Genomic DNA, 25,098 nt, shown 5'->3' with positions numbered 1-25,098 from the left:
TAAAACAACATGTATAAAAAAAGAGCGCTAACTTTTCAGTTAGCGCTCTTCTTTTTAACTATTTAAGCCGTTTAACATATGTCTTGTTAGAAGTGAAATACTTATGTGGACCAACATAGAATCTGGTTAATCCATGGTATTTAACCACTTTCTTAACATGAACTAGTTGTCCATAATGAATCTTTCTAACCACATTATGTTTGGAGTACTTCATATTCGTATGAATCAAAGCCCCCGTTGGTTTAATCACCCGATAAACCTTAGATTCTTTCTTAACAGAACCACGGTAATAAGCATCTTGTACACTCGATCCAGCCGTTACGATGCCACCACCCTTAACAATATATCTAGGCACACCATTGCGGTAATATGCCACTCCGATAACCTTAAAGATTTGCGCATCACTACGACGAGTATATCTATACTTCATAACTCGGCTTTGGTTAGTAAACTTCGCCTTGTTATGAACAAAGATTGTCTTAACGTTGTAAATATATTTTGGCATCCGACGCTTAAATTCTGCCTTATATGCTTTGATATAACTACGAACATAAGCCACTGAGTGTTTCTTATCAATATTAGCTGGAATGTATTTACGTTTTCCAACTTGTTTAATTCCTGCTTTGGCACCATTATCTGTTTGAATCTTAGTCTCGGTCTTGAAACCAAGCTTGTAGGTGTAAGCAAAAACTTCACCCTTCTTAGCTAATTGTTCATTAGTTAAACGTTTATGGTTCTTAATTGCTGCTTGGGCAGCCTTTACCCCTAAACGATAACCAGAATAAGCTTTGGCAAACGCTTGTCCACCTAGTTTTAGCTGTTGGTCATGACTTAACGTTGTCTTTTCCTTAGCCTTCTTAATGGCTTCCAACGCAGTTTGTCCTGCTTTATAACCGGTCATGTAGTAATTAGATCCGTAATCACTAATTAATTTCTTACCGACTGCATCAGCAAAACCAGACTTCGTACTATCAAATGCTTGGTCATAATTTTGACGTTGAATTGGATCCGCAATGTGCGTATTTCTTTGACTGTATAAGAAATCATTAGGAATTTGCACATTGGTATCAGCTGGAATGTCTGATTGTCCCTTCTTGTATCCGGCATTATATGCAGCCTGGTAAGCGGGACCTAATTCACTTGGTTTCTTATTCTTGGAACCATAACCATCTTTATATCCGGCTAATGTTCCTGCAAACACCTCACGATATGCATCCGCGTCCACGCCATCAGGAATTGGAAGTTGATTAATATCATCTAACTTCTTGCTAGATTGGGCAAACTTAGTTGCATCTTTGATTGCTTGCTGAGCTGAATTGTAACCTAGTACATAATTAGCATCCGTTAATTTAGGCTTATTGCCAGCAGTGGCATCCACTAATCCAGCTAGAACTGATTGTCCTTTCGCAAAACCAATTTGTTGTGCTTGATTATAATTATCAGGTAATTGGGCATTAGGGGTTCTCAATACATTGCGGTATTGTGCCTGTGCATCCAAATAACCTTTATTACGATCTAGACTATCTGCATCAAATCCAGTGGCTGAATTTGGATGGTTTTCATTAAATTCATTAGCACCATCCAGTAATGACTGTAATGCTTCCTTTAGAGCAGTTTGATATGCCTTTTGGTAAACTGGATTGTCTTCACTATTAGCATGTTGGTTAATAGTACCATTCTTAACGTCATTAAAGGCTGTGGCAGCCCCACGATAAGTTTCATCCCCATTAGTTTGATCAATATGACTTTGCAACATTGGATTTTGTTGAGCTAATGCATATGCTTGCTTAGCATCACCGTATCCGGTGGTAAACGCTTTTTTATCGGCAGCAGTTGATAACTTCGCCATTTGATTATTGTAATCACTTGGATCAGTTAAGTAAGTTAAAGCTCCATTTTGAGTATTAATCTTACCTGCATTCAAAGCTCGATCATACGCGGGACCATAAGCTGGGTTATTTGAATCGTCACGATGTTTGTTTACCTCATGATTAGCAATATCATTGAAGGCATTAGCAGCAGCTCGATAAACCACATCATAATTAGACTCGGTTTGATGTTGTTCAATTTGACTAGCGTCCATTTGTGCAGCTGCAAAAGCTGCAGATGCATCATTATAACCACGACTGTAGTCCATAGTTTTCGCAACATTATCACTAAATCCGGCAATATCAGTATTTAAATCATGGTTCTTACCAAAAGCAACTGCTCCGTCATTAGCATTTTGTTTACCTTCTGCTAAGGCTTTATCATAAGCATTTTGGTAAACCATATCATGGTTATCATTACGATGTACTCCCAATGTGTTTTGATCAACATCATTAAAAGCTGCAGCCGCCCCCGCATAGGCCATATCTAAGTTAGAACTACCTAAGTGAGCATGACTACTTGGGTCTCGTTGCGCATCCACATAACCGCTCTGACCATCCGTATATCCGATAGTATATGCATCTTTATCCGCCATCGTTGCAAAGTTATTTTCTTTGTTATTAGTATTGGCGTCAATTGCACCACTGTGGGCCTGAGTAAATGCTTGTTGACTAGCACGTTGGTAAGCGTCAATAAATGCCAAATTGCTATCAGCATGTTGGTCTTGATTAGGAGTGCGATTAATAATATTACTAAATCCTAAGGCAGCACCACGATAGACGCGATCATAATTACTATCCGTCATATGTTGACTTGCTTGACTATAGTCACTGGATGCATCGCTATAAGCTTTAGTTCCATCAGTAACACCAACGTTGTAAATATCCACTTCTGATTGATTCTTACCATACGTAGATGCATCTATTTTTTGGTTAACCGCATCGATAGCTCCCTGATTGGCAATAGGTAGCAATGCATTCAATGCCTTATTGTAGGCACTGTTCTTAACATCTTGATCAGAGTTAGCTCTAATCAATCCGCCTCTTTGCAATACATCATTTACTGCATTAATAACCCCATTGTAAACAATATCTTGATAAGAACTACTATCATGGTTAGCTTGGTCATGATAATTAACCATCGCTTCATTATATCCCGATTGGGCTTGTTGATTACCAGTGTTAAAGGCATCTTGATCCACTTTAATATTTTCATGTGCTTGATGATCGTCCTGTACAAAAGCTAATGCTCCACGCTTAGCAGCTGCTGAAGCTTCCACAACCGCCTTGTTGTAGGTAATTGTTGCCAAATCATTACCATTCTTAGTAGTGGTCATTGGATTGGCTACAACATCGGTAAAGGCTTGGGCTGCATTATGGTAAACCACATCATAATTACTATTCGTATTATGTTGACTAACCTTAGTATAGTCACCTTGAGCAACTTGATATGCTTGAGCAGCATCACTGGCACCTTTATTGTAGGCCTTAACTTGCGCAATATTATTAGAATTTGGTATATCAGTAATTCCGGATTGAATGTAGTTACTTGCACCATTCAATGCATACTGCATTGCTTCTTTTTGCGCTTTAGCATAAGCAGCACCGTAGATAGCAGTATTCTCAGTAGTAGCGTGCGCACTTGGTGATCCACTAATAACATCTTGATATGCAGCCATAGCACCACGATATTCTTGATCAGCAATACTATCAGAATTGTGATTATTATCATCAACCCCTGTAGTTTGTACTAATTGGTATGCCTTATTTACATATTGATATGCGGTATTGTATACCAAAATATCCGTTGCATTTGGTTGTAATTGAGCTTGAGTGGATTGATTCAAACCATTGTTGTAGTCTTTTGCAGCTTGATTCATAATTTTTTGCGCTTCTGCTTTTGCCTGGATATAAGCATTTTGATATACCACATTAGCATGTTCATCTTGGTGACCATTAGTGTTATTCATTGCATCATTAAAACCATTCACAGCACCTTGATAAGCACTATCAACATTATTGGTACTACTATGGTTTGCCATGTCACCTATATTCTGTTGAGCCAATTGATATCCATTATTGGCATCGGTGAAGCCTCGATAATATGCATCATAGTATGCTTGCGTACTACTGAATTGATCTAAACCTTGTTGCTTATCAGCACCCTTAGCAGCATCTGCCGCACCTTGAGTCTGATAAGTTAATCCGTCCGCATATGCCTTATCATATGCAGATGTCGATACTGTGTCATTGTTAATGCTGCGACTCTTACCATTTGCAGCATCAGTAGCAACATCATTAAATGCTGCAGCAGCACCTAAATATGCTTTATCCACATTGGATCCACTATTATGCAAGAAACTCTTACTTGGATCTTGCACAGCTTGATCATATCCATTAAGTGCATCAGAGTATCCAGTACTAAAAGCATTAACTAATGCTTGTTGACTAATATTAGCAACACCTGTATTAAGGTCAGCATTAGTTTCACTTGCGTATTGTGCACCTCTACTTGCATAATCTTGGCCATCTGCAACAGCTTGATTATATGCATTTAGATAAACCGGACTTGCATCAGCCGTTTGCAAACTGCCAATGGAACGATTAGCAACATCATTAAATCCAGCTGCGGCACCATTGTATGCTTCATCAGCATCTGAACCACTAGCATGGTTAGATGGTAAATCATTCGGATTATTTTCCGCTGCTTGATATCCTGCTAAAGCATTAGCTTTTCCTTGGTTAAACATGTTAATCGCTGCTTGATTTTTTCCATAAACAGATATGGCTTGTTGAATTGCACCAGTTCCTAAGAATGCTGTTTGGGCACCATTAGTAGCTATTGCTTTTCCTTCCTTGACTGCACGTTGATATGCAGCTTGATAAACTGAATTATCGTCTGCATTAGCATGAGTAAAACTAGTATCCGTTACATCATTAAATCCAGCTGCAAAACCTTTATATGCTTCATCCAAGTTGCTATTAGAGCTATGACTGGATGCATCTGTAGGATTTGATTGAGCAGCTTGATAAGCTTGATTTGCATCTTGATAGCCCACTGAATAAACCATTTTGGCAGCTTGATTAGATCCTAAATTATTTCTTCCAATAATTAAATCAACAGCATTACCAAAGGCAGTAGCACCATTTTCTGCATAGCTAGTGGCTTCATTAAATGCCTTATTGTAAGCAGCAAGATATGCTTGATTTGTATCGTTCACATTTTTACCTGCATCACTAGTCTTATGATTTACCACTGCATTATAACCATCTACGGTTCCTCTAAAGACCTCGTCTTTATTAGACTCACTAGTATAAGTTTTATCACTTGGGTTAGCTAGAGCAGCTTGGTAACCCTTAATTGCATCACTACGACCCACTGTATATGCCTTAGTTGCAGCATCATAAGTTTGCGTACCGGTGTAATCCTTATTATTGGAGTAATCAGCAGCTGCTTTATTAGCAATCATACGTGCCTCAGCCAGCGCCTTTGTGTAAGCAGCTTGGTAAACAGAACTACTATCTGCTTTTTGTCCTGCGTATAATGTATTATTCATTACATCCTTAAACGCGGCAGATGCTCCACGGTAAGCACTATCTAAATTAGAAGTAGTTCCATGACTTGCTGAATCAGCAATATTGGTTTGTGCTGCTTTATATCCGATAGTTGCATCATAGAAACCACGGCTGAAATCATTCTTAGCTGCTTGTCCAGTTAATTCAGATAAACCTTGATCTTTGTTAGGCATTAATTGCATTGCTGCGGTAGCACCATTTTCTGCATTGGTTTGTGCGACAGCATATGCCTTAGCATAAACAGCTTGATAAACAGTACTATCAACCGCTTTCACATTTGTGTTGGTTCCAGTAGCAACATCATTGAATGCATTAGCAGCACCAAGGTATGCATTATTGTAATTACTTTGGTTTCTACCTGCAGTATCACCATTTTGTTGAGTTTGGCTTGGATCCACTTGAGCAGCATTAAATGCATTCGAAGCATCATCATATCCACGATTGTACATAGCTGCATTCGTATCAGTGGATTTGGATTTATCTTTACCATTACCAAAAGCTACCGCACCACGTTTAGCTAATGCCTTACCATGACTTAATGCTCGACTGTACATCGCCTTAAATACATCACTTTGACCATCAGAACCCTTATCGGTGTTATTAATTACATCGTTAAAGGCAGCAACTGCTCCTTGATATGCTTGATCATATGAAGAATTACTATTGTGAACATCAGCGTTATTAGTTTGCGCTTCAGTGTATGCGGATTGCGCATTAATATATCCAATGGCAATCGAAACGGAGTAACCGATTTGGTTCGAATATCCACTAACTGCGTCAGTTAGAGACTTCAAATGTCCAAATGCGATCGCACCTTGATTAGCATAACTATTACCTTCATTTAACGCCTTTTGGTAAGCAGCATTATAGATTGGATTAGTATTACCATTTGTTCCAATATCGGTGTTATTTACCGCCACTTCATTAAATGCTAAAGCAGCACCGGAATAAACAATATCAGCATTACTTCCTGCTATATAGGTTGGTGGTTCACTAATAGGACTAGTTACTGCAGCTGCATAGGCGTTGGTAGCGTCAGTATATCCTTTATTGTATAAATCTGTATTAGATTTAGTACTTTGATTTTTCTTAGTAGCAAAGTAATCGACAGCACCGTTTCTAGTGATGTTTTGAGCATCAGTGAAGGCACGATTATAAGCCGCATTGTAAACAGAAATATTACTTAATTGTTTAGATACATTGCCAGCTACAACATCTTTAATTGCATCTGCATAACCATTATAAGCTTGGGTCTTATTATCCTGACCATTGCCTTGAGTGCTGGTATAGTCGTTAAATGCATTATTATAAGCACTTTGGGCATCAATATATCCTTGATGGAACGCTTTAGAATTAACATCTTGGCCGGATTTATCGCCACTGCCATTATTGTTGCTAAAGGTCATGGCACCACCTCTGGCAGCCCAATTACCAAGCAACTTAGCCTTAGCATAGGCGTCGGTGTAGACCAAGGATTGACTTGCATCGGTTGATTGTTGATTAGTGGTAACTGATTGACTACCGTCATTATATCCATTAACTGTAGCCTGATATGCGGCATTATAAGTAGCTTGATTATAAATCGTACTGGTTTGGCTAGCTTTGCTAGTATTAGCAGTTGTGGCGTCATTAATCGCATTAATTTCATCATTTGCCATGTTAAAACCGGTCACGTAAGAATTATTATTAGAATTCTCAGTTGTAATTCCACCGATGCGATCATTATAACCAGCTCGAGCTTGTGCAAAACCATAATTTTGTGCTACTGATAATTGATCAGTTTGATTAGCAGTTTCACTAGCTGAATCACCTTTGGCAAAATTAGCTATTCCTGCTTGAGCAGCATTAGATGCAGCCTCTTGGGCTTTTTGATATGCAGCCCAGTAGACTGGACGGTTAGAAGTATTACTTGGCAAATTATTATTGCCTAGTTTGCCATCAATAAATCCAGCTGCCGCACCTTGATATGCATCCTGAGCGTCATTGATAGTTGTGTAGTTACTATCGTTATCGGTGATATTACCATTAATCACGGAACCATTACTTTGTGCAGCATTATAAGCACTTTGGGCAATTTGTTGTCCATAAGCAAATGCATTCTTTTGTGCTTGGTTCCAATCAGTTTGCGTAACTGATGATGAATTTAACCAAGCAATGGCACCACTTTGCGCAGCTGTTCTAGCAGCATTGTATCCAGCATTGTATTGTTCTTGATATGCTCTAGATTGACTAGAACTAGTATCAAAAATCACTGGAGTTTGTCTTGCAATTCCGGCTAAATAACCATCCCTTGCACCATTAAAGCCATCTGTTTGATTGGATGAGGCCCCTGGGGTCGTATCTGATACGGAATTGGAAACTTTATCACTAGTTAATTGATTAAAATTAGTTGCCCCTGTTTGCGCATCTTTAGCTGCATTGTATCCAGCAATGTATGCTGCAGATTGACTATTTGAATTAGGTATAGTCGAATTACCAGAATTAAATGCATCATGACCAGCTTGAGCATCACTATAACCTTGTTGTTGTGCTAATGCATCGGCAGATACCCCCGTATTAATAGCGTCAGCCTGAATATAAGCATTTGCTCCATTTAAGGCACTAGTAGATCCTAATGATTTAGCTTTTTGATATGCATATTGATATGCATACGTTTGACTAGCCAAAGCGGTATCCATAGTTCTGTTGGAATTGAAATGACTACCATCATAGTATCCATCACGAGTTCCATAGTATGCCGCTACTTGAGTAGATGTACCTGGATAATTATCACGAGATGGATTATTAGAAGCATCTAAAGTTCCTAATTGTAGATTCTTCGCCATTCTAATTCCAGCGTTGTATGAAGAATCCGAAGTGTTTGACAACGATAAATCTGATGAACTAGCCATCTGTTTGGCAAAACCATTTTTCGTTTGCCTATATGCATTAGCAAAAGCATCATTTTCAACATCCTTTTTGCCATTTGCTTGCGTATAGCTAGTAGCATCTTGGTTCAAGCTTGATGATTGGAAGGAAATGATTCCATTAATAGTTGATTTAGCGGCTACTTGTCGAGCTTTATTATAAGCGGCTTGATACAATGCCGTTCCTGATGGGGTAACACTGGATTGTCCATGTTTACCAGCAGCGAATCCTGCTTGTGCACCATTAAAGGTATCATAAGCATCTGTTCCATCAGTATATTGATTAGAATTATCAACATTATCATGAGCATATTGATAAGCATCATTTGCATTATATTTTCCTGTATCATAAGCAGTTTTCGCTAATTGATTATCATTAGGGATTGTAATAGAAGATGTTTGTGAGCCATTCATTGCATCGACAGCCCCTGCATTAGCATATTTCTTTCCATCATTGTAAGCATTCTTATATGCATCTTTATATGCTTGAGTCTGACCATCTAGAGTAGCAAACGCAGTGTCATTTTGACCAGCAGCATAACCCGCTTTAGTTCCGTTAAATCCACCATTGTAACCATTAACGTACTCTTGGCTTTTATCAGTAAAGTCAGTTCTTTGTGAATTTCCTTTTTTGGCATCGTTAGAACCATCAGTCAATCCGGAAACAGAGTTATAACCAATTAGGTATGCCGTATCAGTATTTCCATTAGTAGCTATATTACCTTGTTGGTCTTCAATTCCTTGTTTTGCCTTTTGAGCACCGTTATTGTGAGCCTCCGCATCTAAAGTATTATCAGAATCGGTGTACGCATTATTATTAACATAATTCTGTGCACCATCATTACGATCATTGTTAGCTCTAGTCAATGCGTAGTTATATGCAGTCGTATAAGCCAAACTAGCTTGAGCGGTGGAAGTGGTTTGGTTCTGATTAGCATCACTGTATGCTTTTTGTGTAGCATTAAAAGCATCTTGTTCAGCTGAACTTGCGTTTTGAGGCAAATTCTTCTTGGCAATTGCCAATTGAACTCCATTAACTACATCTTGACCAATCTTAAAGGCGTTTTGACTTTGCTGATCATTTAAGCTAGGTGTAGATTGACCACTTACAGCTTGGGTATAAGCAGTCAAAGCATTACCGTACCCGTCAATATCTGCCTGCGTATTGCCACTTGGGTGACCTAAGTTATTCAAGAAATCTTGAGCCCCTTGGTCATAATGTATTTGAATCGCATGAATAGCAAACTTGTATGCGTCTTTGTATACTTGATTACTATTATTCACTTCATCAGAAGTTTGTGGATTATTGTGCATATCCTGTACTGCTTGGATTGCAGCAGCGAAAGCTTCTGTATACATTGGACCAGTTTGTGATTGCTGAACTTCACCGTTGGCAACATTTTGGGCAGCTTGAAGAACAATCAATCCTTGAGCGAATCCTGCTTTATTAGCTTGATTATCACTACTATTAGCTTGTGCACTAAGACTATTGGCGTTGATTGCCTCTTGGTAACCAGTCCAAGCATCTTGATAACCTAAATTAAGAACACTGATTGCATCATTAGAAGGAACTGAACTCGTATCAACCCCATTACCAGTTGCGTATTGACTAGCAAATTGATCACGTCCATTTTGATATTGCGTGGTCAATAAATTAATTGCTGATTGATAAGCATCTTGATATGGTACTGATTGCCCGTTGACTACTGTAGCTGGATGATCTGGATTAGATAAAATAGCTTGAGCAGCCGCATGGTAGGCATTTTGCACATCTTGATATGCTCCAGAGAATTCGTTATTAGGAGTATTATTAACTCCCTTAACTGCATCTGCTAAAGCATTTTGCGCGGTTTGAGTAGTGTCACGACCTAATTTGTAAGAATCTGTTAAATTACCAGTAGCTGGCTTTTTATTAACAACATCATCATGTCCGCGTTTAGCATCTGCATAACCGACTGCTTTAGCGCGTCCAGATACCCCTTGGTCATAATCATTGTTTTTACCATCTTCATAAGCTTTAGCACCTAATAAGGCATCGCTTTGACCACTAGTCCATGATAATGCATAGACATAATTATAAGCCGTTGCCTGCGTCTTATCAGGTGGTGTACTGTTGGTATTCACATTGTGTGATCCATCACTGTACCCGTTAACAGATGCAGAATATCCGGCAACCGCTGCTTTATAAGCAGCTACTTGAGCTGCTGACCCAGTATAATCAGGGTTATTAGCGTTAGTCTGTGCATCCGCAATTCCTTGTGCGACATCTTTAGCCATCTGAATTCCAGCTTGGTATGACTGATCTTGATTACTATTATCATCTTGCTTATGAGTATTGTAGTAATCAAATCCTGCCTTCATTTGAGTAAAGGCATTATTAGTTGCCACACTCAATGCATCCTTACCTGAAACGGTGGTGTTAACTCCGGAGCTTTGGAATAATGACTGTCCTTGTTTAACCGCTGCTTGAGCTTCTGATTGTGCTTTATGATAAGCCGCAACAAAGACAGCTGATTTATCAGTTAAATCAATTGTTTTACCACCAGTAGTTCCATCGTTGAAACCAGCTTGAGCACCCGCGAAGGCATCATAAGCATCTGATGGGTTGGTATTATTGTTAGTTGCACTGACATTAGATTTGATTTGATCATAACCACTTTGGGCATTTTGCTTACCAGCAGCATAAGCTGCCTTTTGTGGTTCAGTCCAACCGTCCTGGTTAACAGCAGTCGCACCTAATTGTTCAGCAGCACCGTATGATGCATACTTTTTCGCATCTTCAACCGCCTTGTTAAATGCCGTTACATATGCTAGTGATTTGCCACTTAAATCGACCTTTTGATAGTTTGCACCAGCTTGATAACCCGCTTGTGCTCCAGCAAAGGCATCCTGTTGACTGACACTAATATTTGAATCCAATTGTTTCCCAGCCTGGTAGACATCAAAGCCTTTCATACTATCTTGATATGAATTAAATCCAGCCATAAATTCTTTATTAGCTTTTTGATCATTTGAAGGATCATTGTTTTGCGTAGCAGCTGCATATCCAGCTTCTGCATCAGCATATCCACTTTGTTGTGAGGTTATAATCGCTGTGTTTCCCTCTGGTTTATCTTTACCAGTTAGGTAATCATTCGCACCTGTAGAACGTGAATTTTGTGTTGCATATACTGCTTGTTTATATGCTTGAATGTAATCAAAAGATTGACCATTTAATTGACTGTCATTCTTAATTTGACCACCGGCATTTGTTGCATCTGCGATTCCAGCTTTAGCACCTGCATAAGCATTATCTTGATGTACACCCGCACTATTGGTGTTGGATTCATTATTCAATGCATGTGTATACCCAACATAAGCTTGTTTACCTTGATTAAATCCAGCCAGGTATCCTGAAGTTTGTCCTGATGATGGTTGTCCACTCATGGCAGCTTGGTATCCATTAGCGGCATCAGTAACCCCTGCTTTATACTCATCAGTCGCATTAGCGATAGATGCCGTATTAGAAAGATATTGTTGATATCCACTTTGGTAATTAACCCTCATTTGGTCAATAGTTAATTTAAATGCATTTACATATGGTGCACTGGAGAAGTTACTGTCCGTGGAAGTAACATTATCTGAAATATCTGGATTCGATTTGAAATCAGTCTTAGCAGTTTGAGCAGCTTCAACCGCTTTTTGATAGATAGGATCATTATTATTAGCATCGACTGCTTGTCCTGTCGCTATTTGGTTAGCTCCTTTAACTACTTGGCGTCCCTCAGCAAATCCCGCTTGTTTACCAGAATTATCAGACGAATTTGCGGTTGCATTAACATTGTTGGCAGCAATTGCTTCATTATATCCAGCAACAGCATCACTAAATCCATTAGCAAACAATGTTTGTGCTTGACTAGAAGTAACGTTAGTTACATCCGCTTGAGTAGCACCATTAGCATAATCAGCAATAAATTGTTGATAACCTGATTGGTATTGACCTCTCAAGTATGTCTTAGCTGCTGCATATGAATCATTATAAGCAACTGATTTAGAAGGTGATGGAGTTGTATTGGTATCATCTGGATTGTTCTGCAATGCTAAAAAGGCATCGTTATATGCCACTTGGGCATTTCCATAAGCTACTGCATCTGATGCCGTGGCTTGACCATTATTATTCCCATTTTGGGCATCAGTTAAACCAGCTTTAGCGGACTTAGCAGCATTGTAGCCAATAACATAAGCTGGGACTGTAGATTGAGGTTGTGTTTTTCCACTCACAAAAACATCATGACCGAGTTTAGCTTGATTGTATCCAAACTGTTGTGCTTGAGAATTTTGATCTGATCCACTTGCCGGTTGACCAGTATTGCCGGTAAAGGCAATTGCACCTGCATTAGCATTGACTTGAGCATTTGATAGAGCTTCAGCATATGCATCACGGTAAACACGTGCTTGACTTTGATCATTACCAGTCGGATTTTGTCGATTATTGGTTCCATTCTTTCCATCAATATATCCAGCTACAGTGGCATGAAATGCTGAGATAAATGATGCACTACCAGTAGGTGTTTGATTGGCATTAGTAATAGCTGCATTTAAACCATTTTGTTCATCTATAGCCATTTGAATTCCAGTTTTGTATGCAGAATTATTATTATTTGTGTCCACGGTTCCATTTAGCTGGGAAGTGTATCCGTCACTAGCTTGGTTATATCCATTATAGATTGCTTGGTTAGTGGCATCTACAGCGTTTGATTTACCAGAGTCATCATTATTTTGGGCGAAATCGTTAATCCCAATTGTAACGTTTTGCTTCGCCTCTGCTAACGCTTTATTGTATGCAGATGTATATACCAAATTACTACCAGAAGGAATTGATCCATTACCTGTAAATCCTGTAATAAATCCAGCTTGGGCTCCGTTGAAGGTATCATAAGCATCAGTTCCGGAAGCATAAGGATTACTGATGGTGACGTTACTTTTAGCTTGAGCATATGCATTATTCGCATTAGTTTGACCTGCGTGATATGCATCTAACTGACGAGCATTGTAGTTAGCAATGTTTTGAGCCGGTGTATTACCATTAGCATCTGCCGCACCTAAAGAAGCCTTGGCTTTTCCATCTTGGTAAGCCAATGCGTATGCTGCATCATATGCTGGAGTAACTCCTGAATTATTACTTACTCCATTACCATTTTCTCCATCTGCATAACCAGCCATCGCACCATTATAACCTCGTTGTTGTTCACGATATGTGGGGTTATAAGCTGCTGAAGTGCTAGTAGCAGTTTGAGCATCATGGAATCCTTGCATTGCGTTTGCATATGAATAGAACCCACGCATGAATGAAGGATTGTTTTGTTGATCTGCACTTAATTGATCAGCAGTCGTATTTGGATTACTTTGTGCATAGTTAAATCCATTTTGAGCAAAATTATATCCTTGCATAATTCTGTTATATTCAGGATTAGTCTTATCAACTTGTTTACCATTAACAAAGTTGGTAGCACCTGTATCCGCTGCTGTTTTCACATCATTATAAGCTTTTTTATAAGCTTCACGATAAGCTAGTGACATCCCTGCCAATTGATTATCAGATTGTTTGCTACTTGACAAAGCATCTTTGTAACCAGCTGTAGTCCCTAAGTTAGCATCGTTTTGGACCGAATCATTAGTGGTGGCAGTATTGCCAATCATTCCAGCATTGTATCCAGATAAAGCACTTTGTCCAGCTATCTTACCTTGATTGGCACCAGAAGTAATATAACCATACGCATTCGTATCTGGCGTTCCAGACCCGTTTAGCACGCTTTGGAATCCATTTAACGCGTCGTTATATCCAGCCGCAAATGATGAAGTCGCATCACCCGGTAAATTCTTACCAGATAAGTATTGTTGGACTCCGCGATTGTAATTAGCTCTTAATTGGTAGATAGCAGCAGTATAGGCAGCGGTATAAGCAGGATTGCCTGCATTTGGATTACTTGTGTCAACCGAATTATTAGTATCCGGATTCTTAGTGAAGGCACTAAGCGCATCTTGAGCAGCTGAGAACGCTTTTTGATAGTATCCATCCGAGTTACTATCGGCAGTAGTTTGACCACCAGTAACTTGTTGGACTGCTTTGTATGCTAATTGTCCCTCCGTAAATCCAGCTTGGGCTGCAGTGGTATTCTTAGAAGATTTATTAGACCCTCGCATTGCCTCATTGAACGCTCCTAGCGCATCTTGGAAACCTTGATTCAATAACGATTGTGCTTGTGTGCTCTTAGCATTGCTGGTATTAGCGTTAGCTTGTCCATTTACATATTGATTAATAAATTGTTGCTTACCTGCTTCATATTGAGCATTAAGATCTTGTTTAGCTTGATTATAAGCATATTGGTATGCAGGGGTATTATTGGTAGCCGTTTGACTAATATCGTCAGGGTTCTTTTGAAGTGCAACAAAAGCATCTTGATATGCCTGACGAGCTGCACTGTAAGCATTGGAATCACTAACTGTTGCTTGCTGAGCATTACTACCACTCTCAATGTCAGCTAAACCAGCTTTAGCTGACTGAGCTGATTTGTATCCGATTTGATAACTTGGATTTTGACTATTGTCATTACCAGATAACCCGTCAGCAAATCCAGCTTGGGCTTTATCAAAACCAGTTTTTTCAGCAACGCTGTTGGCATCAGTACCATTATTAATCGTCGTATTATTAATATATGCTTGAGCCCCTTGAGACGCTTGATTAATACCGTTTTGTTTAGCGGCTGCATAAGCATCTAAGTATGCTCTAGACTGGCTTGCGTTAGTACCCGTAGGAGTAGCTCTATCATCTGTCCCGTTAGCTCCATCAATGTATCCGGCAACAGTAGCGGCATATGCTACTTGTTGCGCTAAATCACCATTTTGATAATTACTGATTGATGGATTATTGGTAGCATCTATAGTTCCATTTTGAACATTATTAGCTAAATTAACACCGGCCAAATATGATGGATCTGTATTATTTTTATCAATCTGATTATTTTTAGCTGCTGTGTACCCAGCATTAGCAGTTTGAAAACCATGACTTTTCGCGTTACCCAGTGCATCGGTTGCCCCATGCGTAGTATCTTCGGCGTTAGCTTCGAAGTTAGTTACTCCTTGAGCTGCAGCATTAGCCGCTGCTTGTTTGGCTTTCACATACGCAACTTGATAATCTAGTGATGAATTGGAAACATTGGTAGTTTGACCAGTAGTCCCATCACTAAAACCTAACTTAGCACCATTAAATGCATCTTGTGCATTGTTAGTTGCAGAAGTGGCACTATTAGCATTAATGTTGCCAGCAGCCTCATTATATCCACTATTAGCATTATGAACCCCTTGGTCATAGGCCATTTGTTGTTGTGGATTCCAGTTAGCATAATCAGATACTTTAGTATTAACATAAGCATTCTGTGCACCTAAGTTAGCCTTTGATTGGGCATCGTTATAGGCATCTTGATAAGCACTGGTGTAAGCATTAGAAACTTTATCCACATTTTGGTTATCTGATGGCAATGAGGTGATTGTAGCGCCGGCATTAGCCCCAGCCAAGTATCCATCCCTAGTTCCGTAGTAGGCATTTTTGGCATCCCCACTCAAGTTATTCGCATCACTTGATCCTGATTGAACCGCTTGTTTGGAACCGGTAGCAGTAGCCACCCCTTGGTCAAAACCAGTGATATAAGTTTTATCATTATTAGTTGGCGTTGGTGTTGCGGTAGTTTGACCAATTTGTTTACCATCTGCAAAACCATCCGCAGCATTGGATACACCCGTCGCATAATTGTTATCGGATTTCTTTACACCATCATCAACGGTTCCCTTGGTGTAATCATTGGCACCTGCTTGTTGCCGTCCAGCATAATTACCTTGTGTATATGCATTTTGGTAAATTTGATTACCTGATTGGTTCGTATCTTTGTTAGTAGAAGTTCCGTGAGTACTTGCTGAACCATCTTTGTACCCATCAACAGCACCTTGATAACCAGATTGGTATGCGTTGGCATTAACTGTGGATTGACGACTGTCAGGCACATTCGTAGTATTCGACGTACTTGGGTTGTTCTTAACCGCAGTTAACCCATCATTAGAACCGACTGCCTGTGAGTAGACCACTGCATATAGAGATGAGGTGTTCGTTGCATTCTTAGTATTAGATTGGGCATCTAACAAGGCATGCATTGTATCACTGTATCCAGGTTCATCGGAATGTGCATTCGGATCATTTTGTCCTGCCAAGAAGTCATTCATGGCAGCTTGGTATCCCTTAGCGACCGATCTAGCCTGATCAAAGCCAACCTTTTCATTGATCGCTGTAGGTTCGTTCGTATTGTTAGGGTTAAGACCTTGTTTAAATCCATTGGTTGCGTCGTTATATGCTTGGTCGTAAACCGCTTGATTTGCAGTAGTCGTTTGACTATTTGAATTAGCAATTTGACCACTATTAAAAGCAGCTAGCCCTGCTTGACTAGCAGTAGTTGCATCTGCTCCAGCTTTGTTATAAGCCATAACATAAGCAGCACCATGAGAGGAATCCACTACGATGGGTGTAACCTTACCAGCTTGCTTAGCAGCTGCAATGGCATCAGCAACCCCTTTATACGTATCAGAGTTGGAATCATTGACACTAGGAACAGCTTTACTTTCTGCTGCCTGATAATCACTACGAGCAGCTTGTCCGGCGTCATATCCACGATTATATTCTTTAGATGTTAATGACTTGGTATTATTAGCAATACCATCATCGTATCCTGTATTGGCATCATTATATCCAGTAGTGTAGTAAGCATCCGTTGGAACTCCGTTACTTTTACCAGCTAAGAAATCAGTAGCTCCAATTTCCTTTCTACCAATGACATTACCTAAAGCGTATCCATATTGATATGCTGGATTATTGTTATTAGAAGATGCATTATAACGTTCCGAACTACCGGAAGTGCTGGAAACTCCATCAAGATATCCCTCAATCACCGCATTGTAACCAGTCTTATATGAGACGTCACTAAGTGATTGTGCGTTATTAACTTGATCGTTATCTCCAAGCGTAGTAGCGTTGCTAGTCAAATTATTCAATTTAGCTAACGCATCATTCATCCCTAGTTTTTGCGCAGTCACAATCGCATAAATTGGTGAATTATTAGTTGTACTTACTTGACCGCTTTGTACGTCTTGTAAAGCCTGCATCGTATCTTTATATCCTACTAACTCTAGATGAGCATTAGGATTAGTGTTACCACTATTGGCATCTGATAAAGCTTGGTTGTACCCCGCTGAATATACTTTAGCGGTATTAATTCCAGCAGCTTCACTTGCATCACTACTTGTATCCGAACTATTAGCTAACCCTGCTTGGAAACCTTTTTGGGCTGCAGCATATGCACGATCATAAATAACTTGTGGATTACTAAAAGCTAATTTAGCATGTCCTTGCCCGTTAATAAAATCATTGGCACCTTGCGTAGTTGAATCGCGAGATTGTCTTAAGGCAGTATTATAAGCATTTACATATTCACCATTATCATTACCACCTAAAACTTTATCAGTTAAAGCATTTCTTTGCGCATCCGTAGTTGCATTCATGTATGCTGAAAACGCATCGCTAGCTCCCGCATACGTTTGTGTACTATCGGTGGGTTGACTATTAGCAGCCTTTACATAGCTATCATGATAATTCATTCCAGCATTAAATCCACTGATATAATAAACCGATTTTCCATTAGTTAACTGATCTTTATTATTGGCACCATTAATAAGACCGTCTTCATAGCCATCTTTGGCTAAATTATATCCGGTCGTAAATTGAGCATTGTTTTGTGGATCAGCTTGATTATGAAGAAAGGCTTGTGAACCATTAAAAGCTTGATCAGATGTCTTAGCGATTTGACGAGCACGTTGACTCAAGTCATTATTCATGTCACTAGGTAGCGCATCACCATCATTTTTAGTGTATGCGTAATAAGCACCAATATAGAAAGCTTTGAAAGCTTCTTGTTGACCGTTATCCAGCCCAGATGGGATGGATATGTTATTAATATCAACTTTATTTTGGTGTTCATAATCATTTTTAGCTTGAGCTAGTGCTGCTTGAACTGCAACATAACCTTTATATGCTATCGAATTAACATCAGCAGGTTGAATGGTTGCCATTGCACCAGCATAGATACTTTGTCCATAAGTGTATCCTTTAGCTTGAGCAGCACCATTAGGTGCAGTATTAGATTTAATAAAAGCATGTAATAACCCGTCCTTAGCATCTTGCCAACCTGTTGAAAAAGCGTCCCCATAAACATTATTAGCGTTATTAGCATCTACTTTATTTCCACCATTAACAAATTGATTGGAGCCACTAACGTATGCTTTCATCATGTTTTGTGCCGCAACATAGTAAACCTGTTTGTATAATGGGGTTTGCGAAGTAGCTGGATCTACAGCTGTTCCAGAACTCTTAATACTACTTAACACATCATTAACTGCTTTAATCACGTCATCTGAAGTAGATGACTGTTTATTAATAGCATTGTTATATTCAGCTGCATATTTTTGTCCCAATTGGTAACCTGCTTGATATGCAGGTCCTTGAACATTGTAATAGGTACTAAAATCAGCAGCTTTAGTTTGACTATCATCGCCAGTTAAGGCAATTTCAAATCCTTTAGCAGCATTTAAATATCCCAAACTATATTCTGGAGATTGATTGTATGAGAAGTTTCCAGTATAAGTAGCTTGTTTCTTAAAGGCTTTAATTCCTTGATCATATGATGATTGCATAGAAGTATACAATTGCGTATATAGAATTTGATAAATGGTACCTTGTGTATCTGATCTATTCTTAGATTGACCGTCACCAGTAAAGACATCATTATGCGAGTCAACTAATGCATTTTGAATATCATTATTGACATAGGTAGTTAAATCATTGCTAGTACTATTGTTAATATGTTGATCCTTAGTGGGGTCCACTTGGGAAGATTTATTATTAATTTGTAATGCTAAAGATTCACCAAATGCATATTGATTATCGGCTTTTGTATTCGTTGACTGTAATCCATCGGTTAAACCTGCATATATGGATTTAATTGCTGATTGATAGCTTAACTTGTCAGCACCTTTATCCGATTCAGACACATCTTGAATATTTCCATATACAAAATCTTTTTGGACTTGAACTGCTTGTAATTGTCCTTTGGTTAATGCTGATTGATAAGCTAATTTGTACACCTTAGTTTTTGTAGTCAAATCTGTTTTACTACCTAAAGTACCATCATTGTAACCTGCAATTGTAGCTTGGTAGGCATCAATATAGTCAGTTGATTTACCAGTAGTGTTGGCAGCTACTGTTTGTTGAGTGGCTGCTGTAGCATCACTCATCGCAGCTGTAATACCATTCTGCATGTCTTGATATTGTTTCAATCCAGCTTTGTATCCATCAGAAGTTGTTGGAACTCCACTAGCTTGACTAAATCCAGCTTTAGCATCATCATAACCAGCAGACACAAATCCACCAACAGGCTTAGCAATTCCAGATAAGAAAGCATTTTTACCAACAGTATAACTATTTTTTGCATTATAGGTGACAATCGGAGCTAATTTTTGGAACATTGCACCATTTGGATCAGTTTGATTGGCATAAGTTGTACCCTGTAGTGTTGATTTAACTGTATTAAAAACATCTACAGCCACTTTATAAGACATTGCAGGGTTACCTGAAATAGAAAGACTAACGCCTTGAAAATCCATAGTAGCTAAAACAAATGAAGCACTAAAATTAAAACCTCTATATGCATTAATTCCTATCCAAGTTGCACCGTTAATATCAGTCGTATATTTTCCAGGAATTTGTTGAGTTCCAAAACCATTAGTCTGTTTACGATAACTTAAATCGAATCCATTAGCTGCAGCATTAAATCCGGCGGCATAGTTAGATTGATATTTAGCAGTACCATTGGTTGTAACCCCGTTAACCGCATTGTTAACATAGGCATTAGCCCCATCCAAGAATCCTTGGGCATCTTTAGCATTTTGCACCCCATAGTTGTATCCGATTACGTAAGCAGAATCAGTACTATTGGTGCTAGGATTAGGATTAGTAATACTATTGTATGCAGTATAACCATCATTTTTACCTTTATTAGCGGCATTATACCCGCTGGTGTAGCTATCATCAGAAGCTTTAGCTTGACCTACTTTCACATAGTCATTAGCTCCAGCTATTCTACGAGCCGGACTCATTCCGTATTGATATGCACTTTGGTATGCAGAAGTGGTCCCGGCAGCAGGTTGGTTGTTACCAACTAATCCAGCTTGATATCCATCTACTGCTCCTTGATATCCAATCATGTATGATGACGCTTCACCACTTGCATTAGCTATTGCTGAATTACCTTGGTTACTAGTTTGGTTGTTAGCTTGAACCGCTGATAATCCATCTTGTTGACCTTTATTAAAAGCTACTTGGGCATTCTTATGTGATTGTCCATAGTACTGATCCCATAATGAACCTAAGCTTGCAGTACTTGTCCCATGTTGAAAATCATAAATTCCTTGTTGAGTAGCTAAAGGAATAATGGTACTCATATATCCAGCTAGTTGGACTTGGTTTAATCCTGCTTGAGAGTTTTTCTTTAGTGCTTGATATGCACCATATTTAGCTTGCTTATAGATAGTAACATCGCCTTGAAAATTGTCACTATTAAGTTGGCTAGGATCATTGTAATTGGCTTCGGCAATATTGTTAATATTTTGTTGTTGCTTTAAAGCTTGTGCAGCAGCTTGTTGAACTGCTCGATATCCAGCCTGTTCTGCTTGCCATCCTAATTGTCCAGCAGCTAGGTTAGGGATTGCTGAACTAGTTTGGGTTGGAAGAGTTTGTGAAAGCGCTCCATTTACTAATGATTTTCCGTATAGGAAAGCTTCTTGTTCCGTTCGATTAGCATTGCTATCTGGATTGCTACCTAATGGATCTGATAAATTAATCGCATTGTTAAATCCGACCGCAGCAGCATTATATGCAGCAACTTGATTAGGATCGTTTTGAATATTATTCCAATTCGTTCCATTAAAGTTTCCGGACGAAATATTACTACCTTGTTTTTCGTCAGCAAAGAAAGCTGCCACTCCTTGAGCGTCAGTAATTCCAGCATAAGTTGCTGAAGCAGTCATTCCATCATAGTTACTTGTAACTAGACTATTATTAGCAATAATAGTTTGCGCACTCTGGCCTAAAGCATTAAAGGATGCACTATATGCACTAGTGTATTCGGTTTGTGCCTCTTGATAGCTAGCATTTTGCGCATTATTATTACGATTATACTTAGCATCATATAATCCAGCTTGATAAGAAGCTTCTTGATATCCTCTAATAAATGCTCCCGGATTATCAGAATTGTTATAAGCTGCTAATTGCGTATAATCTTGATCTGGTTTTGTTTTATCATAAGCCGCATAACCAGCTTGAGCACCTTGATACCCACTTAAATAATCAGTACTGGTTTGTACATTGAATGTTTGTAGTGCTTTCGCATCATTATTACCATTTAAGGCATCCGTAATACCGTCAACGATTCCTTGATTAGCTGTACCTACACTACCATTATCAGTGACGAAAGTTCCGGTTTTATCAGCTTGAATTGTACCTTTGCTACCGGAATATCCTTCAACACTACCTACATAGCTATTTCCATCACTAACCATATTGACAGTACTTAATCCATAGGTTAAACGTAATCCATATCCATTAGAAGCATTTGCGGGTAGGTTAAATGAAATGGGAATAATTTGTCCATCTTGATAATTAGAATTGATTGATTGAGTAGTAGTATAACTGTTAGGGTCAACCGTTTGATTTAGATTGGCAGTCGTTGCATTGGTACTTTGATTATTTAGTAATTGCATATTAGAAATGCTAGTTCCATTACCACTGTAAACACCCACATAGACTGGACCAACTGATGGTGAATACTTTGTTACCCTTGCATAAGCATTGATAGTGGAAGTTCCATCCGAATTCTGTGTACGAGAAATAGGCCCTGCAAATGTTATTGAGGGAATTGGATCAATTTCTAAAGTGTTTCCCGTTATCGTTCCACTAACTTTGTTACCACTAGAATCGGTCGCAGTGTAGTTCTTGGATCCATTAGGAAGTGTGAAGTAATAGTATGGTGTTCCATTAACTGCAACCGTATATGCCGTAATGTCATTATTACTAAATCGGCCTGTTTTATCATTTTTAGTTAAAACAATGCGACTATTACCTACATTATTAACGATTAAATCTTGTCCATAGATTGGTAGGTTCCCCGTACTCCCTGAGTTGTCAGTAGTTTGGATAACTAAGTTACCACGATTTCCTACGTTAAGGTTTCCACCACCAACTTGAGTTAATGTTCCATAGTAAGCAGATGATGATTTTAAGTTAGATAACTTCACCTGAACTAATCCACCGTTCAAAATATTTAGACTAGTGTTCCCCTTAAAATCTAATGCTTCTGCATACTGTCCTGGAACCCCATTAACTTCAACATTAATCGTTCCACCATTAACATTAATAGCCGTTTTTCCAGCGGTATAAATACCACTTCCATAATACGACTTAGTGGATGATAGATTACTTGGAATAATATTTAACGTAGCATCCTTGTTGACGTTTAATTTAGCATTACTACCTTTAAAATAAATTCCAAAGTTAGCTCCGTCAACAGAATTAGTTCCACCGTCAGCAGATACTAAAGTCATATTAGATCCTTGTCCAATTGTGACATTACCAGTGGAAACGATATTAGTACTTCCTGAATTACCGGAGGAGCCAAAATAATTACTGTATGGCTCTAAGATAAAGTTATTTACTTCTAGATTTTCTTGATTTCCTCCACCTTCAATAAATATCCCCGTTCCATTATTAAACGGAGAGAAATAGTAATCACTAGATTGTGGAATAATAACATTTACATTACCTGAGAAGTATGCGTCATTATCGTATGCTGATAATAGTTGAGAACCAACATAATTAATGTTGCGATAACGAATAGATGCATTGGATTGTGCATTAATAAATGGTCCATAATAATCACTGCCATAAATTGTTTGGAAGTTTTGTACTTTTAACTGGTTAACATTGTTGATACTGTAACTTAGTCCATGCATATCCACCATATGGTTTTGCCCATCAATGGTTAAACTACCATTTCCATTATAAGTACCAGGTGCTTCCACACCATTGATTCCATCCAAATTAACATCATTAACAAATTTGATGGTTGTAATGCCTGCAGGGAGTGTTCCTTTATTGGTGAAATTAGTGCTACCCATCCCTACTGCATAGAACTGATTACTATTTGCAATAAACGCAGTTCCATTTTGAGTTTGGTTAGCAACATCATTATATGCATTAAGATAGATTGAACCTAAGATAGAACTCGATAATTGTGCAACTGATCCTTGATAATTATTTAAATAGTCGAACTGCTTACTAATCGCATCTGTTGCCCCAACATATGCTAAATCATATGGATTCTTGGATTGATGTAAGTCTCCTTGGGCACTAGCATAGAAATCAGAAGTTGTACCGGATCCATCAGTACCAACACCTCGCCATTTTCCTGATTCAGCATCCGCCATTCCTTGTTGTGATAGTGCATAACTCACCCCTTGATTAAAGGCAGATTGAAGCCCTGCATATGGATCGTATTTTTTTCGGTCATTTAAGATTGCAGGCGTATTTGCAGTCGGAACGTTAATTTGAGTCCCATTAGTAAATTGAACACTATGGTTATTAACACTGTTAAGTTTATTAACCTTAGTATTTTGATAATTTTGGGAGGAGGTACTTGCTGATTGAGGATCATCCGCTCCACCTTGACCAGAACTACTTAAAGTTCCATAACCCTGTGGGGTTCCTAATAAATCAGATCCAGTTGAACCAGTTGTGGGAACTGAGCCACCACCATTAGAAACTACACTTGATCCTCCAACGCCCCCGGTGCTACCACTAGCACCGTTAGACTTATCCCCAGTGTATCCGGTTACTTTAGCTGGTGTATTGCCGTAGAAAGTATAATCCTGGGTCCCAGTACCTTGTCCTTGTGTTGAATTATTATAAGCGTTGATGGCACTAGTAGCCCCGTCATAACTAGCTTGATAGTAATTTTGGGCTTGACCGCTTAAATTAGCTGCATTGTTTCCCTTCTTATTGAATGCATCTGATGCCCCTTGATTAATTGCAGATGAATACGTCTGAGATTGATCAATATTATTAAAAGCGGTCGCACTTGAAGAAGCATTTCCCATACGATCAGATAGACCATCGTCTCCGTTAGAAATACTCTGTTGATTATTATTTTGTTGATCCGAAGTTATTGAGTCTCCGGATGTCCCTGAGTCGGTACTAGTTGTGCTACCTTGTGAAGCTGTTGTCTGAGGAGTACTATCAGCTCTTGCTCTAACTGATTCAGTTCCATAAGCAACTGCTCCAATCATAGACAAAGAAGCAACAGATACTACTACCCATTGTTTCTTTACTTTTTTCATTAATTTTTTATCATTGGATTTAGTAAATTTTCTTTTGTTGTATTGCATTGTTCATCGCTCCTTCCGGCAAAAAACGACGTATTTTGTGGGCACTTGCCCAGTCTTATAAGTATTAATTTAACACTATTTTAACTGATTGTGCATAAAAAAGAACTAATATTTATATTCTTTAAGATTTTTTAAACATTTAGGCCTATAAATCTACATTAATTACAAAAAAGAGT

At 38.8% G+C, this 25,098-nt stretch carries 1 protein-coding gene; it reads right to left on the bottom strand.

Annotation, left to right across the window (positions count from 1 at the left end; all coding sequences use genetic code 11):
• Positions 1 to 58: 58 nt before the first annotated feature.
• Positions 59 to 24,922 carry a hypothetical protein gene (locus ABWU86_RS05855; RefSeq protein ID WP_353321971.1) on the bottom strand — a complete coding sequence of 8,288 codons (24,864 nt, stop codon included), beginning with the start codon at positions 24,920 to 24,922 and terminating at the stop codon, positions 59 to 61.
• Positions 24,923 to 25,098 lie beyond the last annotated feature (176 nt).

It is taken from the genome of Apilactobacillus pseudapinorum (assembly GCF_040369555.1).
In the GTDB taxonomy this organism is placed as follows: Bacteria; Bacillota; Bacilli; order Lactobacillales; family Lactobacillaceae; genus Apilactobacillus.
This window is presented reverse-complemented; position numbering and strand designations above follow the sequence as displayed.